Origin of the sequence: Faecalibacterium sp. HTF-F, assembly GCF_023347535.1 — a bacterium.
Lineage (GTDB): Bacteria > Bacillota > Clostridia > Oscillospirales > Ruminococcaceae > Faecalibacterium > Faecalibacterium wellingii.
Map to the genome: position 1 here is coordinate 1,666,135 of NZ_CP094473.1, position 18,320 is coordinate 1,684,454.

15 protein-coding genes are annotated in these 18,320 nt (G+C 57.7%); all 15 read right to left on the bottom strand.

Features of this window, described 5'->3' with window-relative positions; translation table 11 throughout:
• Positions 1 to 8 precede the first annotated feature (8 nt).
• The 15 genes from MTP37_RS07985 to MTP37_RS08055 all read right to left on the bottom strand — a co-directional run bounded on the left by MTP37_RS07985 (position 9) and on the right by MTP37_RS08055 (position 18,221).
• Positions 9 to 1,232 carry a peptidase U32 family protein gene (locus tag MTP37_RS07985; RefSeq protein WP_249236796.1) on the bottom strand — a complete coding sequence of 408 codons (1,224 nt, stop codon included), beginning with the start codon at positions 1,230 to 1,232 and terminating at the stop codon, positions 9 to 11.
• Between the two features lie 14 nt (positions 1,233 to 1,246).
• Positions 1,247 to 2,392, bottom strand: a complete 1,146-nt coding sequence (mltG, locus tag MTP37_RS07990) for an endolytic transglycosylase MltG (protein ID WP_249236797.1) — start codon at positions 2,390 to 2,392, stop codon at positions 1,247 to 1,249.
• Positions 2,393 to 2,410: 18 nt separating this feature from the next.
• On the bottom strand, positions 2,411 to 3,226 hold the full coding sequence (locus MTP37_RS07995; protein WP_249236798.1) for a GNAT family N-acetyltransferase: 816 nt from the start codon (positions 3,224 to 3,226) through the stop codon (positions 2,411 to 2,413).
• Between the two features lie 302 nt (positions 3,227 to 3,528).
• The gene (locus tag MTP37_RS08000; protein ID WP_249236799.1) at positions 3,529 to 4,194 is read right to left on the bottom strand and encodes a dTMP kinase; all 666 of its coding nucleotides are present in this window, start codon (positions 4,192 to 4,194) and stop codon (positions 3,529 to 3,531) included.
• On the bottom strand, positions 4,191 to 4,970 hold the full coding sequence (gene thyX, locus MTP37_RS08005; protein WP_249236800.1) for an FAD-dependent thymidylate synthase: 780 nt from the start codon (positions 4,968 to 4,970) through the stop codon (positions 4,191 to 4,193). Before thyX ends, MTP37_RS08000 begins: the two co-directional genes overlap by 4 nt.
• Positions 4,971 to 4,977: 7 nt before the next feature.
• On the bottom strand, positions 4,978 to 7,656 hold the full coding sequence (locus MTP37_RS08010; protein ID WP_249236801.1) for an ATP-dependent helicase: 2,679 nt from the start codon (positions 7,654 to 7,656) through the stop codon (positions 4,978 to 4,980).
• A gap of 403 nt (positions 7,657 to 8,059) precedes the next feature.
• Complete coding sequence (locus tag MTP37_RS08015) at positions 8,060 to 9,268, bottom strand: sodium ion-translocating decarboxylase subunit beta (RefSeq protein WP_249236802.1); 1,209 nt, start codon at positions 9,266 to 9,268, stop codon at positions 8,060 to 8,062.
• Positions 9,269 to 9,283: 15 nt separating this feature from the next.
• Positions 9,284 to 9,643, bottom strand: a complete 360-nt coding sequence (locus MTP37_RS08020) for an OadG family transporter subunit (protein WP_249236803.1) — start codon at positions 9,641 to 9,643, stop codon at positions 9,284 to 9,286.
• 187 nt (positions 9,644 to 9,830) lie between these two features.
• The gene (mreB, locus tag MTP37_RS08025) at positions 9,831 to 10,856 is read right to left on the bottom strand and encodes a rod shape-determining protein (RefSeq protein WP_249236805.1); all 1,026 of its coding nucleotides are present in this window, start codon (positions 10,854 to 10,856) and stop codon (positions 9,831 to 9,833) included.
• Between the two features lie 152 nt (positions 10,857 to 11,008).
• Positions 11,009 to 13,228 carry an SF1B family DNA helicase RecD2 gene (recD2, locus tag MTP37_RS08030; RefSeq protein ID WP_249236807.1) on the bottom strand — a complete coding sequence of 740 codons (2,220 nt, stop codon included), beginning with the start codon at positions 13,226 to 13,228 and terminating at the stop codon, positions 11,009 to 11,011.
• A gap of 146 nt (positions 13,229 to 13,374) precedes the next feature.
• Positions 13,375 to 14,031, bottom strand: a complete 657-nt coding sequence (locus MTP37_RS08035) for a hypothetical protein (protein WP_249236809.1) — start codon at positions 14,029 to 14,031, stop codon at positions 13,375 to 13,377.
• A gap of 192 nt (positions 14,032 to 14,223) precedes the next feature.
• Complete coding sequence (locus tag MTP37_RS08040) at positions 14,224 to 15,597, bottom strand: MATE family efflux transporter (protein ID WP_249236811.1); 1,374 nt, start codon at positions 15,595 to 15,597, stop codon at positions 14,224 to 14,226.
• Positions 15,598 to 15,843: 246 nt separating this feature from the next.
• Positions 15,844 to 16,626, bottom strand: a complete 783-nt coding sequence (locus MTP37_RS08045; RefSeq protein ID WP_249236812.1) for an amino acid ABC transporter ATP-binding protein — start codon at positions 16,624 to 16,626, stop codon at positions 15,844 to 15,846.
• A gap of 21 nt (positions 16,627 to 16,647) precedes the next feature.
• On the bottom strand, positions 16,648 to 17,292 hold the full coding sequence (locus MTP37_RS08050; RefSeq protein ID WP_249238713.1) for an amino acid ABC transporter permease: 645 nt from the start codon (positions 17,290 to 17,292) through the stop codon (positions 16,648 to 16,650).
• An 86-nt stretch (positions 17,293 to 17,378) separates the two neighbouring features.
• Complete coding sequence (locus MTP37_RS08055; protein ID WP_249236813.1) at positions 17,379 to 18,221, bottom strand: transporter substrate-binding domain-containing protein; 843 nt, start codon at positions 18,219 to 18,221, stop codon at positions 17,379 to 17,381.
• Between the last annotated feature and the right edge of the window lie 99 nt (positions 18,222 to 18,320).

Genomic DNA, 18,320 nt, shown 5'->3' on the forward strand with positions numbered 1-18,320 from the left:
GCAGCTTTTTACACCGTCTTGCGGCGCAGCAGGCTCATGGGCGGCAGCTCCGGCGTGGGAATGGTGTATTTTTCCATGGCGTGGGGAGTGCTTTCCACCCGCTCCCCGGCTTCGTTCTCGATCCACTCGGGGCTCAGCGGGATGCTGCGGCCATCCGGACAAAGGGCCTCCAGCGTATCCCCAAGGCTCCATTTGCCGCGCTGCTGGCAGGAAGCAACGCCGTTCTCCCAGCCTTCCACAGTGCCCACAAACTCCCACTCGCGGATGTAAGTAGCACTGTCGGTAGCCTGTCTGGCCTGCTCGCGGCCAAAGTAGAAACCGGGCGAGTAGTGGCGGTGGCTGGTACGGGTGAGCTCCTCGTACACCTCGGCAGGCAGCTCAAAGTTGTCGTTAGCGGGGTCTGCCAGATAGGCGTCCAGCGCCTTGCGGTAGGCAGCGGTAACGCTGGCCACGTAATAGAAAGTCTTGGCGCGGCCTTCAATCTTCAGGCTGTCCACACCTGCCTTGCAGATCAGGTCAAGGAAAGGGGCGGTGCACATATCGTTTGCATTGAGGATGTAGCTCCCGTTCTCGTTCTCGCCGATCTCGTACAGCTGGCCCGGGCGGGTCTCCTCGCTCAGGTAGTACTTCCAGCGGCAGGGCTGGGCGCACTGGCCGCGGTTGGCATCGCGGCCCGCCATATAGTTGGAAAGCAGGCACCGGCCCGAGACGCTCATGCACATTGCACCATGCACAAAGGCTTCGATCTCCAGCTCTGGCGGCGTTTTATCGCGCAGGATGGCGATATCCTGCAGGGTCATTTCACGGGCAAGAACCACGCGCTTTGCGCCCATATTGTAGGCCGCGCGGGCCGCAGCCCAGTTGGTAATGCCCGTCTGGGTGGACATATGCACATCGATCTCCGGTGCAAAAGTCTTGCAGGCATCCAGCACGCCCAGATCTGCCACGATGAAGGCGTCCACACCGGCCTTGGCCGCTTCCCGGATCGCTTCCGGCAGACGGTCTGCTTCCTCATTGGTGGGCAGGGTGTTCATGGTCAGGTAGACCTTGCGGCCCCGGGCATGGGCGTAGATGACGCCCTCTGCCAACTGTTCCGGTGTAAAATTGGCTGGTGCCGACCGCATACCAAATTCAGGCAGGCCGCAGTAGACGGCGTCGGCACCGTAGTTGATGGCATAGCGCAGGCGTTCCAGATCGCCTGCCGGAGCCAGCAGTTCCGGGATTTGCAGCATAATTCAAATTCCTCTCATTTTTCCGTATTCATAGATTTGTTCACCGCCGCTGCGGTCTTGCAGTTGGCGTTGTGTTCGCTCAGGGTTTGCGCATAGTAATAGCTGCCTTTGAGGTCGGTGACAAAGAAATACGCGTTCTTTGCAGCCTCATCCGGCTCAGGGGTAAGCGCAGCCTTGATAGCCGCAAGGCCGGGGTTTGAAATCGGCCCGGCAGGCAGGCCGGTGCAACTGTAGGTATCATACGCAGCCACGATATTTTCCGGGATCTTATCCCAGCCGCCATAGTAGGGTGCCACCCAGTTCCAGAGATAATTGTTGTCATCGTCGCTCTGGATGTGGCTGGAGGTGTTGCTCTGCAGGCGCGGATAGGGTGAGCCATCGGCCAGACGGTTGCGGAACACCTGCGCCACATTGGAGTCCTGACTGTTTCCTGCTTCCTCCTGAACAAACGATGCCAGTGTGATCAGCTCCGGCAGGGTCATAGCCTGCTTTTCGAGTTCTGCGTACATTTCCTCTGTGATCTGTGCATCGAACTGCGCATAGAAGGTTGCCACATAGTTGTGCACGGTATCATCCTTCAAAAATTCGTAGGTGTCCGGGAAGAGATAACCCTCACACTTCATAAACCGGTCGGGCGCGTCTACATCGTCCGGCACATACTGCCAGAAGGTGTACTTGCTGAAATCACCCTCGTTGGCTTCCTTCAAAAAATCCTCCGCGCTGCACAGACCCGCAGCTTCCATCTTCTGGGCGATGGCAATGGCAGTCGTTCCCTCCGGAATGGTCACGCGCACCGTCTCGGCTTTGGCGTAGGTGGACAGGGCCGCAATGATGGCATCGTAAGAACAGGCGCTCTTCTGCAAGGTGAAATCGCCATACTGCAGCTTTGACGCCGCGCCCTTCTGCCCCACATACCAGCGGAACAGATAGGCCGAGCGGATAACTCCCGCATCTTTGAGCTTTTGCGCAATGGCGGAAACGCCGCTGCCCTGCGGGATGCTTACCGTCACCTCCGCACCGGGTCTGCCATTGCCGCTGATCTCATTGCGCGCAAACAGCAGCGCCCCGCCAACGGCCAGTGCCAGCAGTACCACCAGCACCAGCAGGATCTTCCATACACCACCCTTTTTGCGGGCGGCTTGAGAGCTTTTTTGTGCCATATGCACTCCTTATTTATATCAGTTTTCCAGCATCAGACGCATGTAGCTTTCGCTCACATCAAAGGGTTCCGCATCGAAGCGGATCATCCCGTATTCCTGCCGCTTGCCCTCGCCGAGGAACAGCGGCTGCGCTGCGCCCACGGTGATGACTGCCTTTTCCACGATTACTTCCTTCTCGCGGGCGGCTTCCATCAGCACTTCGGCAGCGCGGTCATTGTCAGCCTGCAGCTCCACAAAATAGAGAGTGTCCTCCTTGCGGAAATAGATGCCGTATGCCTGTTCTGTAGAAACGATGGTTGCACCGGCAGAATAGAGGTCGCCCAGCACCACCGCCATGCGCTCCGGGCTGAACTGCACCGTATCGGGCCAGAAACGCTCCCGCAGCTCGCACAGCTTTTTGGCTGTGACCGAGTCAAACTCCGCCTGACTCCACAAGTTGCGCTCTACCTCGCGGGGCAGACACCGCAGTGGGAATGCCCATGCAAAGCCCTTATCCTGCAAAAACGCAGCCTGTTCCGGACCAGTGGGCACGGCCACCGTAAAGCCTGCGCCGCGCAGCTTCTGCTGAGCGCACAGATAGTCCACAAGGCCCGCCAGGATCAGGCTTCCCTCGCCGCACAGGCCATATAAATAGGTGCCGGTGCGGCCCTGCAGCGTGACAGGAACTGCCAGCGCTACAGCTGCGATCTCGTCGTTTTCTTCTGCGACATAGACGTTCTGCTCGCCTGCAAACTGCTCAATGGCCTTTTTGGCAAATTCTTCCGATTCATTGCGCTGGCTCTGCCACAAGGCCAGCACTGCCGGTTTGTCACCCGGCTGCATCAAACGATACATCTGTCAGGATACCCCCTCTTATCGAAATTTATGTCAGAAACGCTGTCATCAGTCTGCGGGTCGGTAGTTTCTCCGAAGACCGTCCGCTGGGATGGGACCCTGTTGCCGTAGGCAATCGGGCGGGCGATGGAATGGTTTGCAACAACAGTGACCACCGCCAGTGGCGGAAATAGGGAGCTGTTGTTGGGGCCGCGGCCAGCGAGATGCAAGCGGATGCGAAGCAGCTGCTGGGTGCCGCAACCCGTATTTCGTGTCTGAGGAGAAAGCTACCGACACACAGGCCCTGCAAACTGGTTCGTCTTTTAGTTTTTTAGAACGATTTTTTGCACTTCGGCCTGAATGTCTTCGATGCTGCGCATGTTGTCCCCGCTGGTGCAATGCACGACGGCCCAGCCAAGGTGCGCGGCACAATACTCGGCGGCGCGGCGGCTGCGGGCAAGATACTCTGTGTCCTTCTCGTGCACATCCTTCTTGCTCTCGTCGCCGTGGTAGCGCTGGGTCATCAGTTTCTGGCTCACGGCGGGGTCTACCTGTAAGTAGATCACCTCATCCGGCACAGGCAGGCCCAGCAGATGGAATTCAAACTCAAACAGCCAGCCGAGAAAGCTTTCCCACTGCTCCGGCGGCAGCTTGGAGCACTGGTGCACCGCATTGGAGGTGGTGTACCGGTCTGCAATGACGATGCCGCCGTTCTCGTAAAAGCTGCCCCAGTCTTTTTTGTAGCTGGCGTAGCGGTCCACCGCATAAAAGCTGGAGGCCGCATAGGCGTTCACATCGTCCGGATGCTGACCAAACTGCCCGGCCAGATACATTTTTACAAGGGCGCTGGAGTCACTGCCGTAGTCCGGGAAGCTCACCTCGCGCACCGCAAGGCCCTGTGCGGCCAGATAACCAGCCAGCAGCTTTGCCTGCGTGGCCTTTCCACTGCCATCCAATCCTTCAATGGCGATCAGTTTTCCCTTGCTCATACGCCTGCAGCCTCCTTGATGGATGCATATTTTGCGCGCACCTCAGCGGTTTTTCCGCAGCACATTTTTCCCTCCGGGCAGGGGCCGCTCACGCAGGCCGGGCCGGACTTTGCAAAGATATGCGGTGCCACCGGGTACACCAGCCCGAACATCTTTTCGGCCAGCTCCCGGATCTCCCACTGGGCACGGCTGCAACAGCGCAGGTGGAAAAAGTTCTGCAGGCTGCGGGCGTTCATCGTGACCACCATCTTGGTCTCGCAGGCGTTAGGCAGCACAAAGCGGGCGTCCTCGTTGGCCTGCTTGCTGGCCTTGGCGCGTGCCTGCTTTTCGGGCATTCCCTCGGCCATCAGGCGGGCAGTGTGGCCCTCTTCCAGCTTATGAGCCAGATCAAGATAACGTCTGGCGTCCTCTTCCATGCTGGCAAGGAAAGCCGCCTTTGCTTCCGGAATGGCTTCGATCTCCGGCGGCACCACATAGCGGAAGTCATCCAGCCGCACATAGCGCTGGCTCTGCACGCTGAAGGACGCGATACGGTGGCGGGTGATCTGGGCAAGCAGGGTGCGGCTGACCCCCTCGATGCCAAAGGTGAAGCTGGCGTGCTCAATGGGGCTGGCATGGCCCAGATCGCTGAGCATCGTCAGGAATTTTGCAGTTTTTTCTTCGTCCAGCCCGTCCAGCAGATCGGTGATGTGGGCATCGGAATAGCACAGCTTTGCCGCTGCGGCCACTACCTTTTCGGGTTCCGGGGTATGGGCGATCAAACGAACAGTCATCATAAGTTTGTTATTCCTCCGCAGTGATTTTGGTGAGGGGTGCAAAATTGGCCATGGTCTTTTTGATGCCTACCTTTTCAAAGTTGATCTCCACGATCTGATCTCCGGCGGCGGGCTTCACGGCCACCACCTGACCCCGGCCGAACACCTTGTGCTCCACAATGTCGCCGGGTTCGTAGTGTTTGGGGCCGGCAGAGGCCGGTTTCTGGGCAGGAGTGCCTGTAAAGGAAATATGCTTTTCAGTTTTTTTCTGCGCTGCACCGCTGTAATTTCCAGAACCATATTGAGAACCATAGCCTGCACCATAACCAGTGCTTCCACCACTGCGGCCGTAGCCGGAACCATGGCCGCCGCTGCTGCCCCGGTTTGCGTAGGCAGAGCCAAAGCCACGGCTCTCGCCTGCATTGTACTCCCGGTTCAGATAACCGCTGCGGCTGCCCGCGCTGTAACCATTTCCATAGCCGCTTGCGCTGCGGCCCCAGCCGGACGGCCCGGAATAGCCGGATGCGCCGCCGGGCACCGTATCACTATAGCTGTCGCCCCAGCCGCCAAAGCGGGAGCGCTGTTCCAGCACCGGACTGCGGGTCTCCTCGATATACTCCGGCTCGATCTCCCGCAAAAAGCGGCTGGGCTCGTTGCGTTGGGTGCGGCCATAGAGCATCCGGGAAACGCTGTTGGAGATGTACAGCTCCTTTTTGGCGCGGGTAATGCCCACATAAGCCAGACGGCGTTCCTCCTCAAGGTCCGCTTCGGAATACTTGCTCATTTCGCTGGGGAATACACCCTCTTCCATTCCAATGAGGAACACGTAAGGGAATTCAAGGCCTTTTGCAGAGTGAATGGTCATCAGCACCACCTGATCTGCGCTCTCGTTGTAGCTGTCGATATCGCTGATGAGGGCGATGTCTTCCAGATAGCCTTCCAGCGTGGCTTCCTCACCGTGCTGGTCGCAGTAGTTCTTGACATTGTTCACCAGCTGACCAAGGTTCTGCAGGCGGTCTGCCGCGTCCTCGTGGCCCTTGGCAGCGTCTGCTTCCAGCATTGCCTTATAGCCGGTCAGCTCGATCACATCGGCTGCAAACTCGTCCAGTGTGCGGGTCTCCAGAGAGTCCTGCAGGCGCTGGTAGATCTGCCAGAACTTGAGCAGTGGCATTACGGCACGGCTGAGCTTTGCGTACTGGTCGGCGTGGCTGATGATATCCAGCATACTCACGCCCTCCTGCCCGGCCAGATCGGCAATGACCTCCACGGTAGTGGCACCGATCTTGCGGGCAGGCTCGTTGATGATGCGGCGCAGGCGCACATCATCGCGCGGGTTCGCTACAATAGACATATAGGAGTGGATGTCCTTGACCTCTTTGCGGTCATTGAAGCGCTGGCCGCCCACGATCTTGTGAGGAATGCCCGCGCGGGTAAAGTAGCTTTCGATGGGGGCCGACTGGGCATTCATACGGTACAGAATCGCATGATCTGCCAGATGCCCACCCGCTTTCAGGTGCTGGCCGATCACATCCGCGATGTGGCTGGCCTCATCCTGCTCATTTTCGGCGGTGTACACCTGCACCTTGTCGCCCTCGCCGTTGTCGGTCCACAGAGTCTTGCCTTTGCGCTCGGTGTTGTGCTGGATGACGCAGTTGGCGGCATTCAGGATATTGGAGGTGGAGCGATAGTTCTGTTCCAGGCGAATGGTCTTTGTGCCGGGATAGAGCTTTTCAAAGTTGAGGATATTCTCAATGGTAGCCCCACGGAAGCGGTAGATGCTCTGGTCGTCATCGCCCACCACGCAGATATTGCGCTCCGGACCAGTGAGCAGGCTGACCAGACGGAACTGTGCCACGCTGGTATCCTGATATTCGTCCACCAGCAGGTAGCGGTATTTGTTCTGGTAGAACTCCCTCACATCCGGATGTTCGGCCAGCAGCTGCACGGTCTGGTAGATGAGGTCGTCGAAATCAAAGGCACCAGCTTCCTTCAGGCGCTTTTCATAAGCGGCATAGATGCGGGCGGTCAGCGCACCCTTGGTGTCCTTTGCAGGGCTGGCGAGGGCCTGTTCCGGGCTGACAAGCTGATCCTTCCAGCGGCTCATCTGGTTGATGGCCGCTTTGATGGGCAGAAATTTATCGTCCACATTCAGGTCTTTGTAGACCGCCTTCATCACACGCTGGGAGTCGTCCGTATCATAGATAGTAAAGCTGCGGGGATAGCCGATCTCTTCTGCCCAGCGGCGCAGGATGCGCACACAGGTCGAGTGGAAGGTGGATGCGAACACCTCATCGCCTTCTTCACCGCCCAACATCCGGCGCAGACGCTCTTTCAGCTCCCCTGCCGCCTTGTTGGTAAAGGTGATTGCCATTACGTTCCAGCTGCGCACCGCGTTCTGGCGCAGCATCCCATCCAGCCAGCCGGGCACGGCAGTGCCTGTCATAATGGCGTTGCGCAGAGCCTTCACATCATCCTCGGTGGCTGGGCGCGGCGTCTGTCTGGAGCCGTGGGCTGAGCCGAACCGGATGAGATTGGCAATGCGGTTGACCAGCACAGTGGTCTTGCCGCTGCCCGCACCGGCCAGAATGAGCAGCGGGCCGTCAGTGGTGAACACCGCCTGCCGCTGCATATCGTTCAGGCGGCCAAACTGTTTTTCGATATAGGTATCGCGCAGAGCGCAGAATTCCTGTGTGAGATCTGTTGCCATGGTTTCCCCTGTTCCTTTTATGTTTATACTATCAAAGTACAGTATACCACATTTTAAAACGATTGAGAATAGCCGCCGCGTTCGCTCTGGCTATTTTCAGCGGAAAAAATATTTTTATAATTTGTAACTCCGAAAAGCCTGCGGGCTTTTCGGAGTTACTTTTTCACGAAAGAGGTCATAGAGAAAAATTGCATCTGATAAAACAGCAGCCGTTTTTCGTTACGACCTTTTTGTGAAAATGTGTTTGGAGCAGCCCGCAGGCTGCGACAAACACGAAATAAATAATATAATTTCCTTATTTTATGCCCAAAGCAAACGCGGCGGGCATTTCAAATCGTAAAACAAAAACCGCCCGGCAGCTCTTGCGAACCGACGGGCGGGAAAATCGTTTTTCAGGAAATGCTTAGCCGAAAATGTTGATCAGGATACCGGCAGCAACAGCGGAGCCGATAACGCCTGCCACGTTGGGGCCCATTGCGTGCATCAGCAGGAAGTTGGAGGGATTCTCGCTCTGACCAACCTTCTGAGAAACACGGGCAGCCATAGGCACAGCGGAAACACCTGCGGAACCGATCAGGGGGTTCACCTGACCGCCGCTCAGCACATACATCAGCTTGCCGAACAGCACACCTGCGGCAGTGCCGAAGGAGAATGCGATCAGGCCCAGCACAATGATGAACAGGGTGCGGGTGTTCAGGAAGGTGTTTGCAGAGGTGGTGCAGCCAACGGACAGTGCCAGGAAGATGGTGATGATGTTCATCAGCTCATTGCCGGCGGTCTTCTGGATACGATCCACAACGCCGCACTCCTTCATCAGGTTGCCCAGCATCAGCATGCCGACCAGAACAGCGGCATCCGGCACGATCAGGGACACCACGATGGTGACCATGATGGGGAAGATGATCCTTTCGGTCTTGGAAACCGTGCGCAGCTGCTTCATCACGACAGAACGCTCTTTCTTGGAAGTCAGAGCCTTCATGATGGGCGGCTGGATGACGGGCACCAGAGCCATGTAGCTGTACGCTGCAACAGCGATGGAGCCCAGCAGCTCAGGAGCCAGACGGGAGGTGACGAAGATGGCAGTAGGGCCGTCTGCACCGCCGATGATGGCAATTGCAGCAGACTGCTTCTGGGTGAAGTCCACCAGACCGGTAGCGGTCAGCAGGCGAGCGCCCATATAAGTACCGAAGATACCGAACTGAGCGGCAGCGCCCAGCAGCAGGCTCTTGGGGTTGGAGATCAGGGGTGCGAAGTCGGTCATGGTGCCAATGCCCAGGAAGATCAGCGGCGGGTAGATGCCCAGCTTAACGCCCATGTAGAGCATATCGGCCAGACCGCCGTTGTTCAGGATCTCCACCCACATGGGGTGTTCCAGACCGTCACCAACGAAATACTGCATGTGGATGACGCCGCTGCCGGGCAGGTTTGCCAGGATCATGCCGAATGCCATCGGCAGCAGGATCAGCGGCTCAAATTCCTTGACGATGGCCAGGTACAGCAAAAAGCAGCCCACGCAGATCATGATCGCGTACAGGTAGCCGCCCGGCTCACCGAAGCGTGCAAAGCCGGAACTTTGGAAAATACCGACCAGAGTATCAATAAACTGTGTCATGCTCTTCCTCCTCTGTTAAAACGGTGCGGTGGTGTCATTCACGCCCGCATTGCCCCAGCCGTTCTTGCTGCGGCGCACGGCCTTGAGGGTGTATTTGCCGTTGCCCATTGCGTGGATCGCAGCCATAATGGCAGCGACCACATCGCCGGGGATGCCCTCTTCCACCTGAGGAGCGGGAGCGGCTGCGGCCTGCTGCACGGGTGCAGCGGGCTTTGCGGCGGGAGCCTTGGCGGCTTCCTTTGCGGCCTTTTTCTTGGTACCCATCGAATCGAAGATCTTGCCTTCCAGCGTGATGATGGCCATCAGCAGGATAAGGATCAAGAACACCAGTACGATGCCGGTAATGGTAACGACCACGTCAAAACCTAAATCCATGGTTTTCCTCCTGTTTTTCAGAATCCGCATCCGGCCCCGAGGTCGTCAGCAGAAAATCAATTTGGAAATATTATACCTTATTTTCCAATTCATTTCAATAAAAACCGACAATTTTTCTTTTTGCCGCTTTCATTCGGGTGCATGGATAAATCGTGTCCGCCTTTTTCTCTGCTGCAGCCTGTCGGGCTTACCGGCGGCCGATGCGGGGCGTTGCGTCCATAAAACCGGTCTCCAGCTTGTCGTTCAGGCCGAGACTCATGGCCGTGCCCAGCGCCACGCAGTTCACGGGGTCGGGCGAAACCGTCACTTCCACCTTGAGCTCCTCGCTCAGATACTCGGTCAGGCCATGCAGCTGTGCACCGCCGCCGGTGAGCATGACACCGTTGCGGTAGATATCACCGGCCAGCTCCGGCGGGGTCTTTTCCAGCACCTGATGGGCTGCGGTGCCGATCTGCTCGCTGAGCATCATGACCGGATCGTAGAGATCATCGGTGGAAACATTCACGCGCACCGGCAGGCCGGTGAGCAGGCTGCGGCCCTTGATCTCCATGGTCTCGTGGAAATCGGTCTTCTGGGGGCAGCAGGCCACATTCTTTTTCAGTTCCTCAGCGGTACGCTGGCCGATGGCCACGCTGTATTTGTTGCGCACGAACTTGAGGATCTCTTCGTCGTAGTGGTTGCCGGCCACGCGCACACTGGTGGCCTTGACCTTACCGCCCAGACTCAGCACTGCAATATCGGTGGTGCCGCCGCCGATGTCGATGATCATGCGGCCCTCCGGCTGGGTGATATCGATGCCGGAACCGAGAGCGGCGGCAATGGGCTCGTCGATCAGATACACCTGACGGGCACCAGCAGCCACCACAGCTTCCACCACAGCATCGCTTTCGATGCCGGTGATCGCAGCAGGCACGCAGACTGCCACCCGGGGCTTGACCATATGGGAGTTGTAAACCTGCTTGACAAAGCGACAGATCAGCTCACGGGTCATGGTGTGGTCGCTGATAACGCCGTCTTTCAGCGGAAAGATCGCGGAAATATAGTTCGGGGTGCGGCCCACCATGGCCAGAGCCTTATCGCCGACTTCCAGCACGGTGTTTTTGCGCGTGTCCATTGCCACAACGCTGGGCTGGTTGAGTACAACGCCCTGCCCCGCCTGTGCGATGATGATGGTGGTGGTACCAAGGTCGATACCGATATCGTTCTGTGCCATAAATTCTCTGTTCCTTTCTGGTTCCTCTATCGAAACAACGGCCTGTTGATGCAGGCCGGAAATCATACCAGCTTACAGTATAGCATAGTTGCCGTAAAAAGTATACCGGTTTTGAACGGCTTCCCGGGCAGATTCTGCTCTGCAGGCATCGGTCATTCCTCTGTTTTCATCTGCTCCGGCGGCAGCTCTGCCTGCAACAGATAGCACAGGCCGCTGTAGCGCAGATTCTGGCGGGTGTTTCCCATCATGCGGTTCACAACGTCCCGTCGGCCTGCCACGATGCACAGTTTGCGTGCGCGGGTAACGCCGGTGTAGAACAGGTTGCGGTAGCACAGCCGCGGCGGCACCTGCGCCACCGGCAGGATCACCGCCGGGAACTCGCTGCCCTGACTCTTGTGCACCGTGATGGCGTAAGCGATCTCCAGCTCGCCCAGGTTCTCTGCCGGATAGATCAGCCGCCGGTCATCCATGCGCACCACCATGGAGCGGTCACGGGGATTGATGCTCTCCACGATGCCGATATCGCCATTGTAGGCACCCACTCCCTGTTCCCCGCCGATGCGGTTCCAGATGATCTCGTAATTGTTGCGCACCTGCATCACTTTATCGCCGACCCGGAATACCCGGGACGCGCTTTGCAGCTGAGGCTTGCCCTTCTGCTCCGGGTTGAGCAGATTCTGCAGCTCCACATTCAGCGCCTGCGTGCCGGTGGGGCCCAGCTTTGTGGGGCAGAGCACCTGAATATCCCGGATCGGGTCAAAGCCATAGCTGCGCGGCAGGCGGGTGGTAACAAGATCGCACACCAGCTTCCGGGCCGCATCGCCGTCCGATTCCAGAAAGAAGAAGTCGTCGGTCCTGCCGCCCTTCTGCAGCGGCTCGCTGCTGATGATGTGGTGGGCGTTTTCCACGATCAGGCTGCGCGCCGCCTGCCGGAAGATCTCGTTCAGGCAGACCGTGGGCACCAGCCCGGAGCGGATCACCTCGCCCAGAATGTTGCCCGGCCCCACACTGGGCAGCTGGTCGGCATCGCCCACCATGATGATGCGGCAGCTGTAGCGCAGCGCCGCAATAAGGGCCTGAAACAGCTTCACATCCACCATGCTCATTTCGTCCAGAATGACCACATCGCACTTGAGCAGGTTCTTATCGTTATGGATAAAGCTGACCACGCCGCCGGTGTAGTCCACCTCCAGCAGACGGTGGATGGTGCTGGCCTTGCGTCCGGTCAGTTCGCTCAGGCGCTTGGCTGCGCGGCCCGTGGGGGCGCACAGCGCCACCCTCTCTGCCTGATCTTCCAGCAGCTGCAGGATGGCGTTGACGGTAGTAGTCTTGCCGGTGCCGGGGCCGCCGGTGAGCACAAGGCAGTTCTCAGTCATGGCCTTGCGGATGGCTTCCTTCTGCAAAGGTGCATAGGCAAAGCCCTGCGTCAGTTCCAGGATCTGAATGTTTTTATCCAGCCCACGGGCGGTGTTTTTGCCCCGTTTTGTCAGCATGGCAAGCCGGGCAGCAATATCCTCCTCGGCTTCCAGCAGGTCGGGCAGATAGATATAAGGTGTGCCATCGAACAGCTTCACCCGCAGTTCTTCGGTTCGGATGCATTCATCCAGTGCTGCGGCCAGCTTTTCCGGCGGCTGATGGATGAAGCCCGCCGCCGTTTCCAGCAGCTGGGTGCGCGGCAGGCAGGTATGGCCGTTGCCTGCGTTGTGGCGCAGGGTGCGCAGCAGGGCTGCTTCCAGCCGCTGGGCGCAGTCGCCCTCCATATGGTAATACTGGGCGATGCTGTCCGCATGGCGGAAGTCCAGCTGCAGCGGTTCGCCGCAGAGCAGATAGGGATTTGCCGCAATGGCCTGCATGGCCCCGGGCCCAAAGGTGCGGAACACTTCCATCGCCCTGCGGGGGCTGATCTCGAACTGAGCCAGATAGGCAATGAGCTCCCGCATCCCGAACATCCGCTTGAACTCCTGCTGGATACGGTCGGCCTTGTCGGCAGAGATGCCGGGCACCTGCGTGAGCCGGGCCGGGTCGTTGGCGATCACCTCCAGTGCCTCAGCCCCGAACAGATCGATGATCTTATCCGCTGTTTTGGCTCCGATATACGGCAGCGACTTGCTGGCCAGAAAGGCGTAGACAGCTTCCAGATCCTTCGGCATATCGGTCTCGCACTCCTGTGCGTGGAACTGGCGGCCATAGGTGGCGTGGTTCTCATACCGGCCGCGGCATACCACGCTTTCGCCTGCGTGCAGTTCCCCCACGATGCCGCACACCACCGTGACCACCCCGCCGCCGGATAGTTCAAACACGGTGTAACCGTTATCCTCATTTTCATAGATGATATCTTCCACGGTGCCTTCGATCTGTTCCAGTTCTGCCATACGCTCACCTCCTGCCAGATACACAATCATATGTAGTATAACGCTTTTGGCGGGATTTGTAAATCAGAAGAGTCAACAGACAAACACAAAACCGGAAGCACTTCACTCACACCTGTGTGTGGTGGTATGCTTCCGGTTCTGTTCGTTCAATCATTTATCACACGGTAATCCGACGGGATCGCGAGCACTGCTTCATCCGCAACGGGTTTCAGCTCAATGTTTTCCATGCCGACAATGGGTTCCACCAGAATAAAGCTCAGCTCGTTGCCATCGTAGCAGTAAGTATAGGTTGCATAAATGTTCTCCTGATGCACCTTGAGTGTTTCCGTGTCATACGTCTTATCATCTTTTTTGTATTTTCCTGCCGAAATGGAGCCAACGTTCTGATCGGTCGGCAGCGTAAAATAGCCGTAACACGCCCGGATGGAAGCAGCATAGCTATCTGCAGTCGGGCTGCCAGCCGGATACTTCCACCATTCTTTGTTGCCGCCTCTGGAACCTATCAGGTAAACATTGCCGTCAGCATCCACACGCAGCTTATGGTCGGCCGCGGTCTCATATCCGGCCTGTTTGCCCCTAATCGCGTATTTCAGCTCCACCTTCTGTCCACTGGCCATCATATCCGCCGTCAGGGTGTACTCCTGCGCCTTGATACCCTTTGCATCAAAATATTGCTTGGTGCGGGAGTTCTGCCACGTCAGCTCTGCCGGACCCGCCGGGGCCGTCCCATCGCAGGCCGTCAGTCCGGTCAGGATCATCACCGCAGATAAAAAAACCGCTGCAAGCCGTTTTCTCAGTTTCATTTCGATTTTCCTCCTCAATCAAAACCTTCTGCTTCCAGAATTTCCCTTATTATCCCCCCCCCGAGGATTTTTGTCAAGAACTTTTTGAAATTTCAGCACTTTTGCAAAAAGTCGTTTTCTTCCACACAAAAAAGCCAGCCAGACCCGAAGGCCCAGCTGGCTTGTGCTATTATAAATATTCCCGCTGCCGCGTCAGGCCTTTGCCGCCTGCGCGTCGTGCGCTTTCTCGATGTCCTTTTCCTTCTGCAGCTTTCTGCGCACCACAAAGTAGGCCGGAATGAGGAAGAAGCAGGCAAAGAACCACGCCACCGGGTTTGCGATGCAGGCCGCAAAGTAGCCCCACAGCGGCACGAACCAGAAGCCCACCATTGCGCGGGCCACCATTTCGGCCACGCCGGCGAACATGGCAAGACCGGAGAAGCCCAGCCCCTGAATGGTGTAACGGTAGATGATGAGCACCGCCAGCGGGATATAGAAAACGCTGTTCCAGAAGATAAAGCTCTGAGCATTGGCCATGATCGCGGTCTCGCCCGCATCGAGGAACAGGCCGATGAGCAGCTTATCCGTCACGCGCAGGATAAGGAAGGACGCAATGCTGTACACACAGCCAATGCCCAGGGCGGTGTTCACGCCGCGATTCACACGGCCAAGGTCTTTGGCGCCCATATTCTGGCTGGTGTAGGTGGTCATGGCGGTGCCGATGCTCTCCAGCGGCACGCTGAGGAACTGCGCCGCCTTGCCGCCTGCAGTCTGCGCAGCCACGATGTCGCTGCCGAGACCATTCACAGCGCCCTGCAGTACCACGCTGCCGATGGCCGTGATGCTGCACTGCAGGCCCATGGGGATGCCCATGTTGCACAGCTTTGCGCAGTGGGTCAGGCTGAAACGGCCCTCTTCCCTGCTCCAGCGCAGCTCCGGGTAGTGGCGCATGATGTACAGCAGACTGCCAAGGCCCGCCACCGCCTGACTGAACACGGTAGCAAAGGCCGCACCGAATGCGCCCATGTTGAGCACAATGATGCAGGCAAGGTCCAGCCCGATGTTCAGCACGCTGGCCACCAGCAGAAAATACAGCGGGCGCTTGCTGTCGCCCAGTGCACGCATCAGGGCGCTGGTCACATTATAAAGCAGAGTGAAGGGGATGCCTGCAAAAATGGTGCGGATATAGATATCCGCAAGGTCGATGATATCGGCCGGGGTGTTCGTCCACACCAGCACCAGCCGGGTCATAGCCACCGTAACGATGGTGAGCACCGTGGCAAAAGCGATGGACAGCCACACGGTATTGGCGGTGTAGCGGCGCATTTCCTTGTAATCCTTGGCACCGAAGGTCCAGGAAATCGGGATGGAAAAACCGCAGGCGATGCCGTTCACAAAGCCCAGCACCAGATAGTTCAAACCGCCCACGCTGCCCACAGCGGCCAGCGCTTCCACGCCCACAAAGCGGCCCACGATGATGGTATCGGCCAGATTATAGAACTGCTGGAACAGACTGCCCAGCATCAGCGGCACCGCAAACGCAAGGATCAGCTTCAGCGGACTGCCCTGTGTCATATCCTTTGTCATGGCAAAACCTCCTACCACTCAGGGGATATCTGAAAGCAAAGAAACAAACCATGTTTTCAGCTTTTCAGATGCGCCCCGGAAAAATCTGCTCAACGGCGTATTTTTGCCGTGAAAAACGCCCTGCCGGAAAAGGGCAGGACGTTGTGTGCATTCATGAATGGTATTATAGCGGAGTGACGCAGGATTTACAAGATTTGCATTGCATCAACATTTACGAATTTTTGCAGAAAGAATTGGTGATTTTGCTTATTCCGAGTAATGCGCAAGGAACTGCTTGGTGCGCTCTTCCTGCGGGTGCTCAATGAGCTGCCGGGCAGGGCCTTCCTCCACCACAACGCCGCCATCCATGAACATGATACGGTCGGCCACGTCACGGGCAAAATGCATTTCGTGGGTGACGATGATCATGGTGGTCTTACGGTCAGCAAGTTCACGCAGAACTTTCAGCACTTCACCGGTCAGTTCCGGGTCAAGGGCGCTGGTGGGCTCGTCGAAGCAGAGGATGTCCGGGTGCAGGGCCAGTGCGCGGGCAATGGCTACGCGCTGCTGCTGACCGCCGGAGAGCTGGTGCGGATAGTGGCCTGCACGGGCAGACAGGCCCATCTGGGCCAGAAGCTCCTGTGCCTGCTGTTCCAGCTGGGCATGGATGGCTTTTTTGTTTGCCTTGTAATCCGGGCTCTCCTTTGCCAGCAGCTCACCGGCCAGCATCACGTTCTGCAGGGCGGTATACTGCGGAAAGAGGTTGAAGTTCTGGAATACCAGACCAAAGTGCAGCCGCTTTTTGCGCACCTCGCTTTCCCGTTGGGTGGCGGGGTCGGCGGCGTCCCACATGGTCTCGCCGTTCACCTTGATGATGCCGGCATCCGGCCTCTCAAGGAAATTCAGGCAGCGCAGCAGGGTGGTCTTGCCGGAACCGGACGAGCCTATGATGGCCAGCGCCTCACCCTGTTCAAGGTTCAACGAAATATCTTTGAGCACCTTGGTCTCGCCAAAGTTTTTGCCGATGCCGGAGGCTTCAAGCAGTGCCATGATTCAGTTTCCTTCCTTTCATCAGCGGAAATAATCCAGTTTCTTTTCAGCCCAGCCAAACAGCAAAGTCAGCGCGCCCACGAACACCAGGAAGAAGATGGCGGTGGAGAACAGCGGCCAGATCAGACCCTTTGCACTGTATTCCTTGGCCATCATGATGATCTCCTTGTTGGCGATGGTGTTGGCCAGCGAGGTATCCTTGACGAGGGTGATGACCTCGTTGCCCATGGGGGCCAGAATGCGCTTGACCACCTGCAGCAGCGTCACCTTGAAGAAGATCTGCGTTTTGGTCATGCCCAGCACCTGACCGGCCTCGGTCTGGCCCTTGGGGACAGCCTCGATGCCGCCACGGTAGATCTCGGAGAAGTAGCAGGCATAGTTGATGGCAAAGGCCACCACCGCCGCCACCATGCGTCCGCCGGAGCCGGAGGGCCACGGATTATTCATGCCCAGCAGGCCGGGGCCAAGGTAGATCACGATGATCTGCAGCATCAGCGGCGTACCGCGGATGACCCACACGAAAGTTTTCACCGCGCCGGAAAGCGGCTTGCACCGGCTCATGGAGCCGAAAGCGACCACCAGACCCAGCGGCAGCGCAAACAGCAGGGTCAATGCAAACAGTTCACAGTTGAGCAGAAACGCGCCGGAAAGGCGCCCCAGAATCACAGACACAAGAACACACCCATCAATCCGTTTTTAATAAAGGGAACGCCCCGCTCAGGGGGCGCTCCGTTCATTTTAAATGTAGATACTTAATCGGCCAGAGCCAGATCGTACTTGTCGGCCAGAGCCTGCATGGTGCCGTCAGCCTTCAGCTCGTCAAAGACGGCATCCACAGCGGCGGCGGCATCGCTGTCCTTGCGGAAGGCCACGCCGTACTCCTCAGCGTTCAGCTCGTCCACGATCTTCAGGCTTGCATAGTCGGTGCCCTCACCGATCATGGCGTTGGCCAGAGTCAGATCCAGAACAGCCGCATCTGCAGTGCCTGCGGCAACTTCCATCAGGCAGTCGGTCTGCACGCTCTTGGAAACGTAATCGGCCTGTGCCAGATTCTCGTCTCCTTCGATGGCAGCCTCACCGGCAGAGCCGGCTTCAGCCACTACGGTCTTGCCCACCAGATCTGCAGTGGAGCTGTAGTCGGTACCGTCCTTCACGACCACGACCTGTGCGTTCTTGGCGTAGGCCTTGGTGGTGGCGGTGTTGGCCATGATATCATCGGTCAGGGTCATGCCGTTCCAGATGCAGTCGATGCTCTTGGCGTCCAGCTCAACCACCTTGGTGTCCCAGTTGATCTCTACAAACTCCGGCTCGACCCCCAGCTTTTCGCACACAGCCGTTGCCAGCTCGGTGTCAAAGCCGGTGAAGTTGCCGTCTTCATCGGTGTAGTTCATGGGTTCGTAGACGGTGTAGCCAATGACCATCTTGCCCTTTTCCTTGATGTAATCCAGATCACTGGCAGCGGTTTCGGCAGCAGAAGCGGCTGCGCTGCCGGACGCGGCAGAAGATGCCACGGTGGAAGTGGATGCGGCACCGCCGCAGGCGGCAAGGCTCAGTGCCATGGCACCGGCCAGAAAAGCGGAGACTAAACGTTTCATAACAGGTTTCCTCCCTCGTTATTTCCCAAAAGATGTTCCCTCTCGGTTTAGCATTTTATCATGCTAAAGTGTTAAACCGTGACTATAGAATAGCGCGTT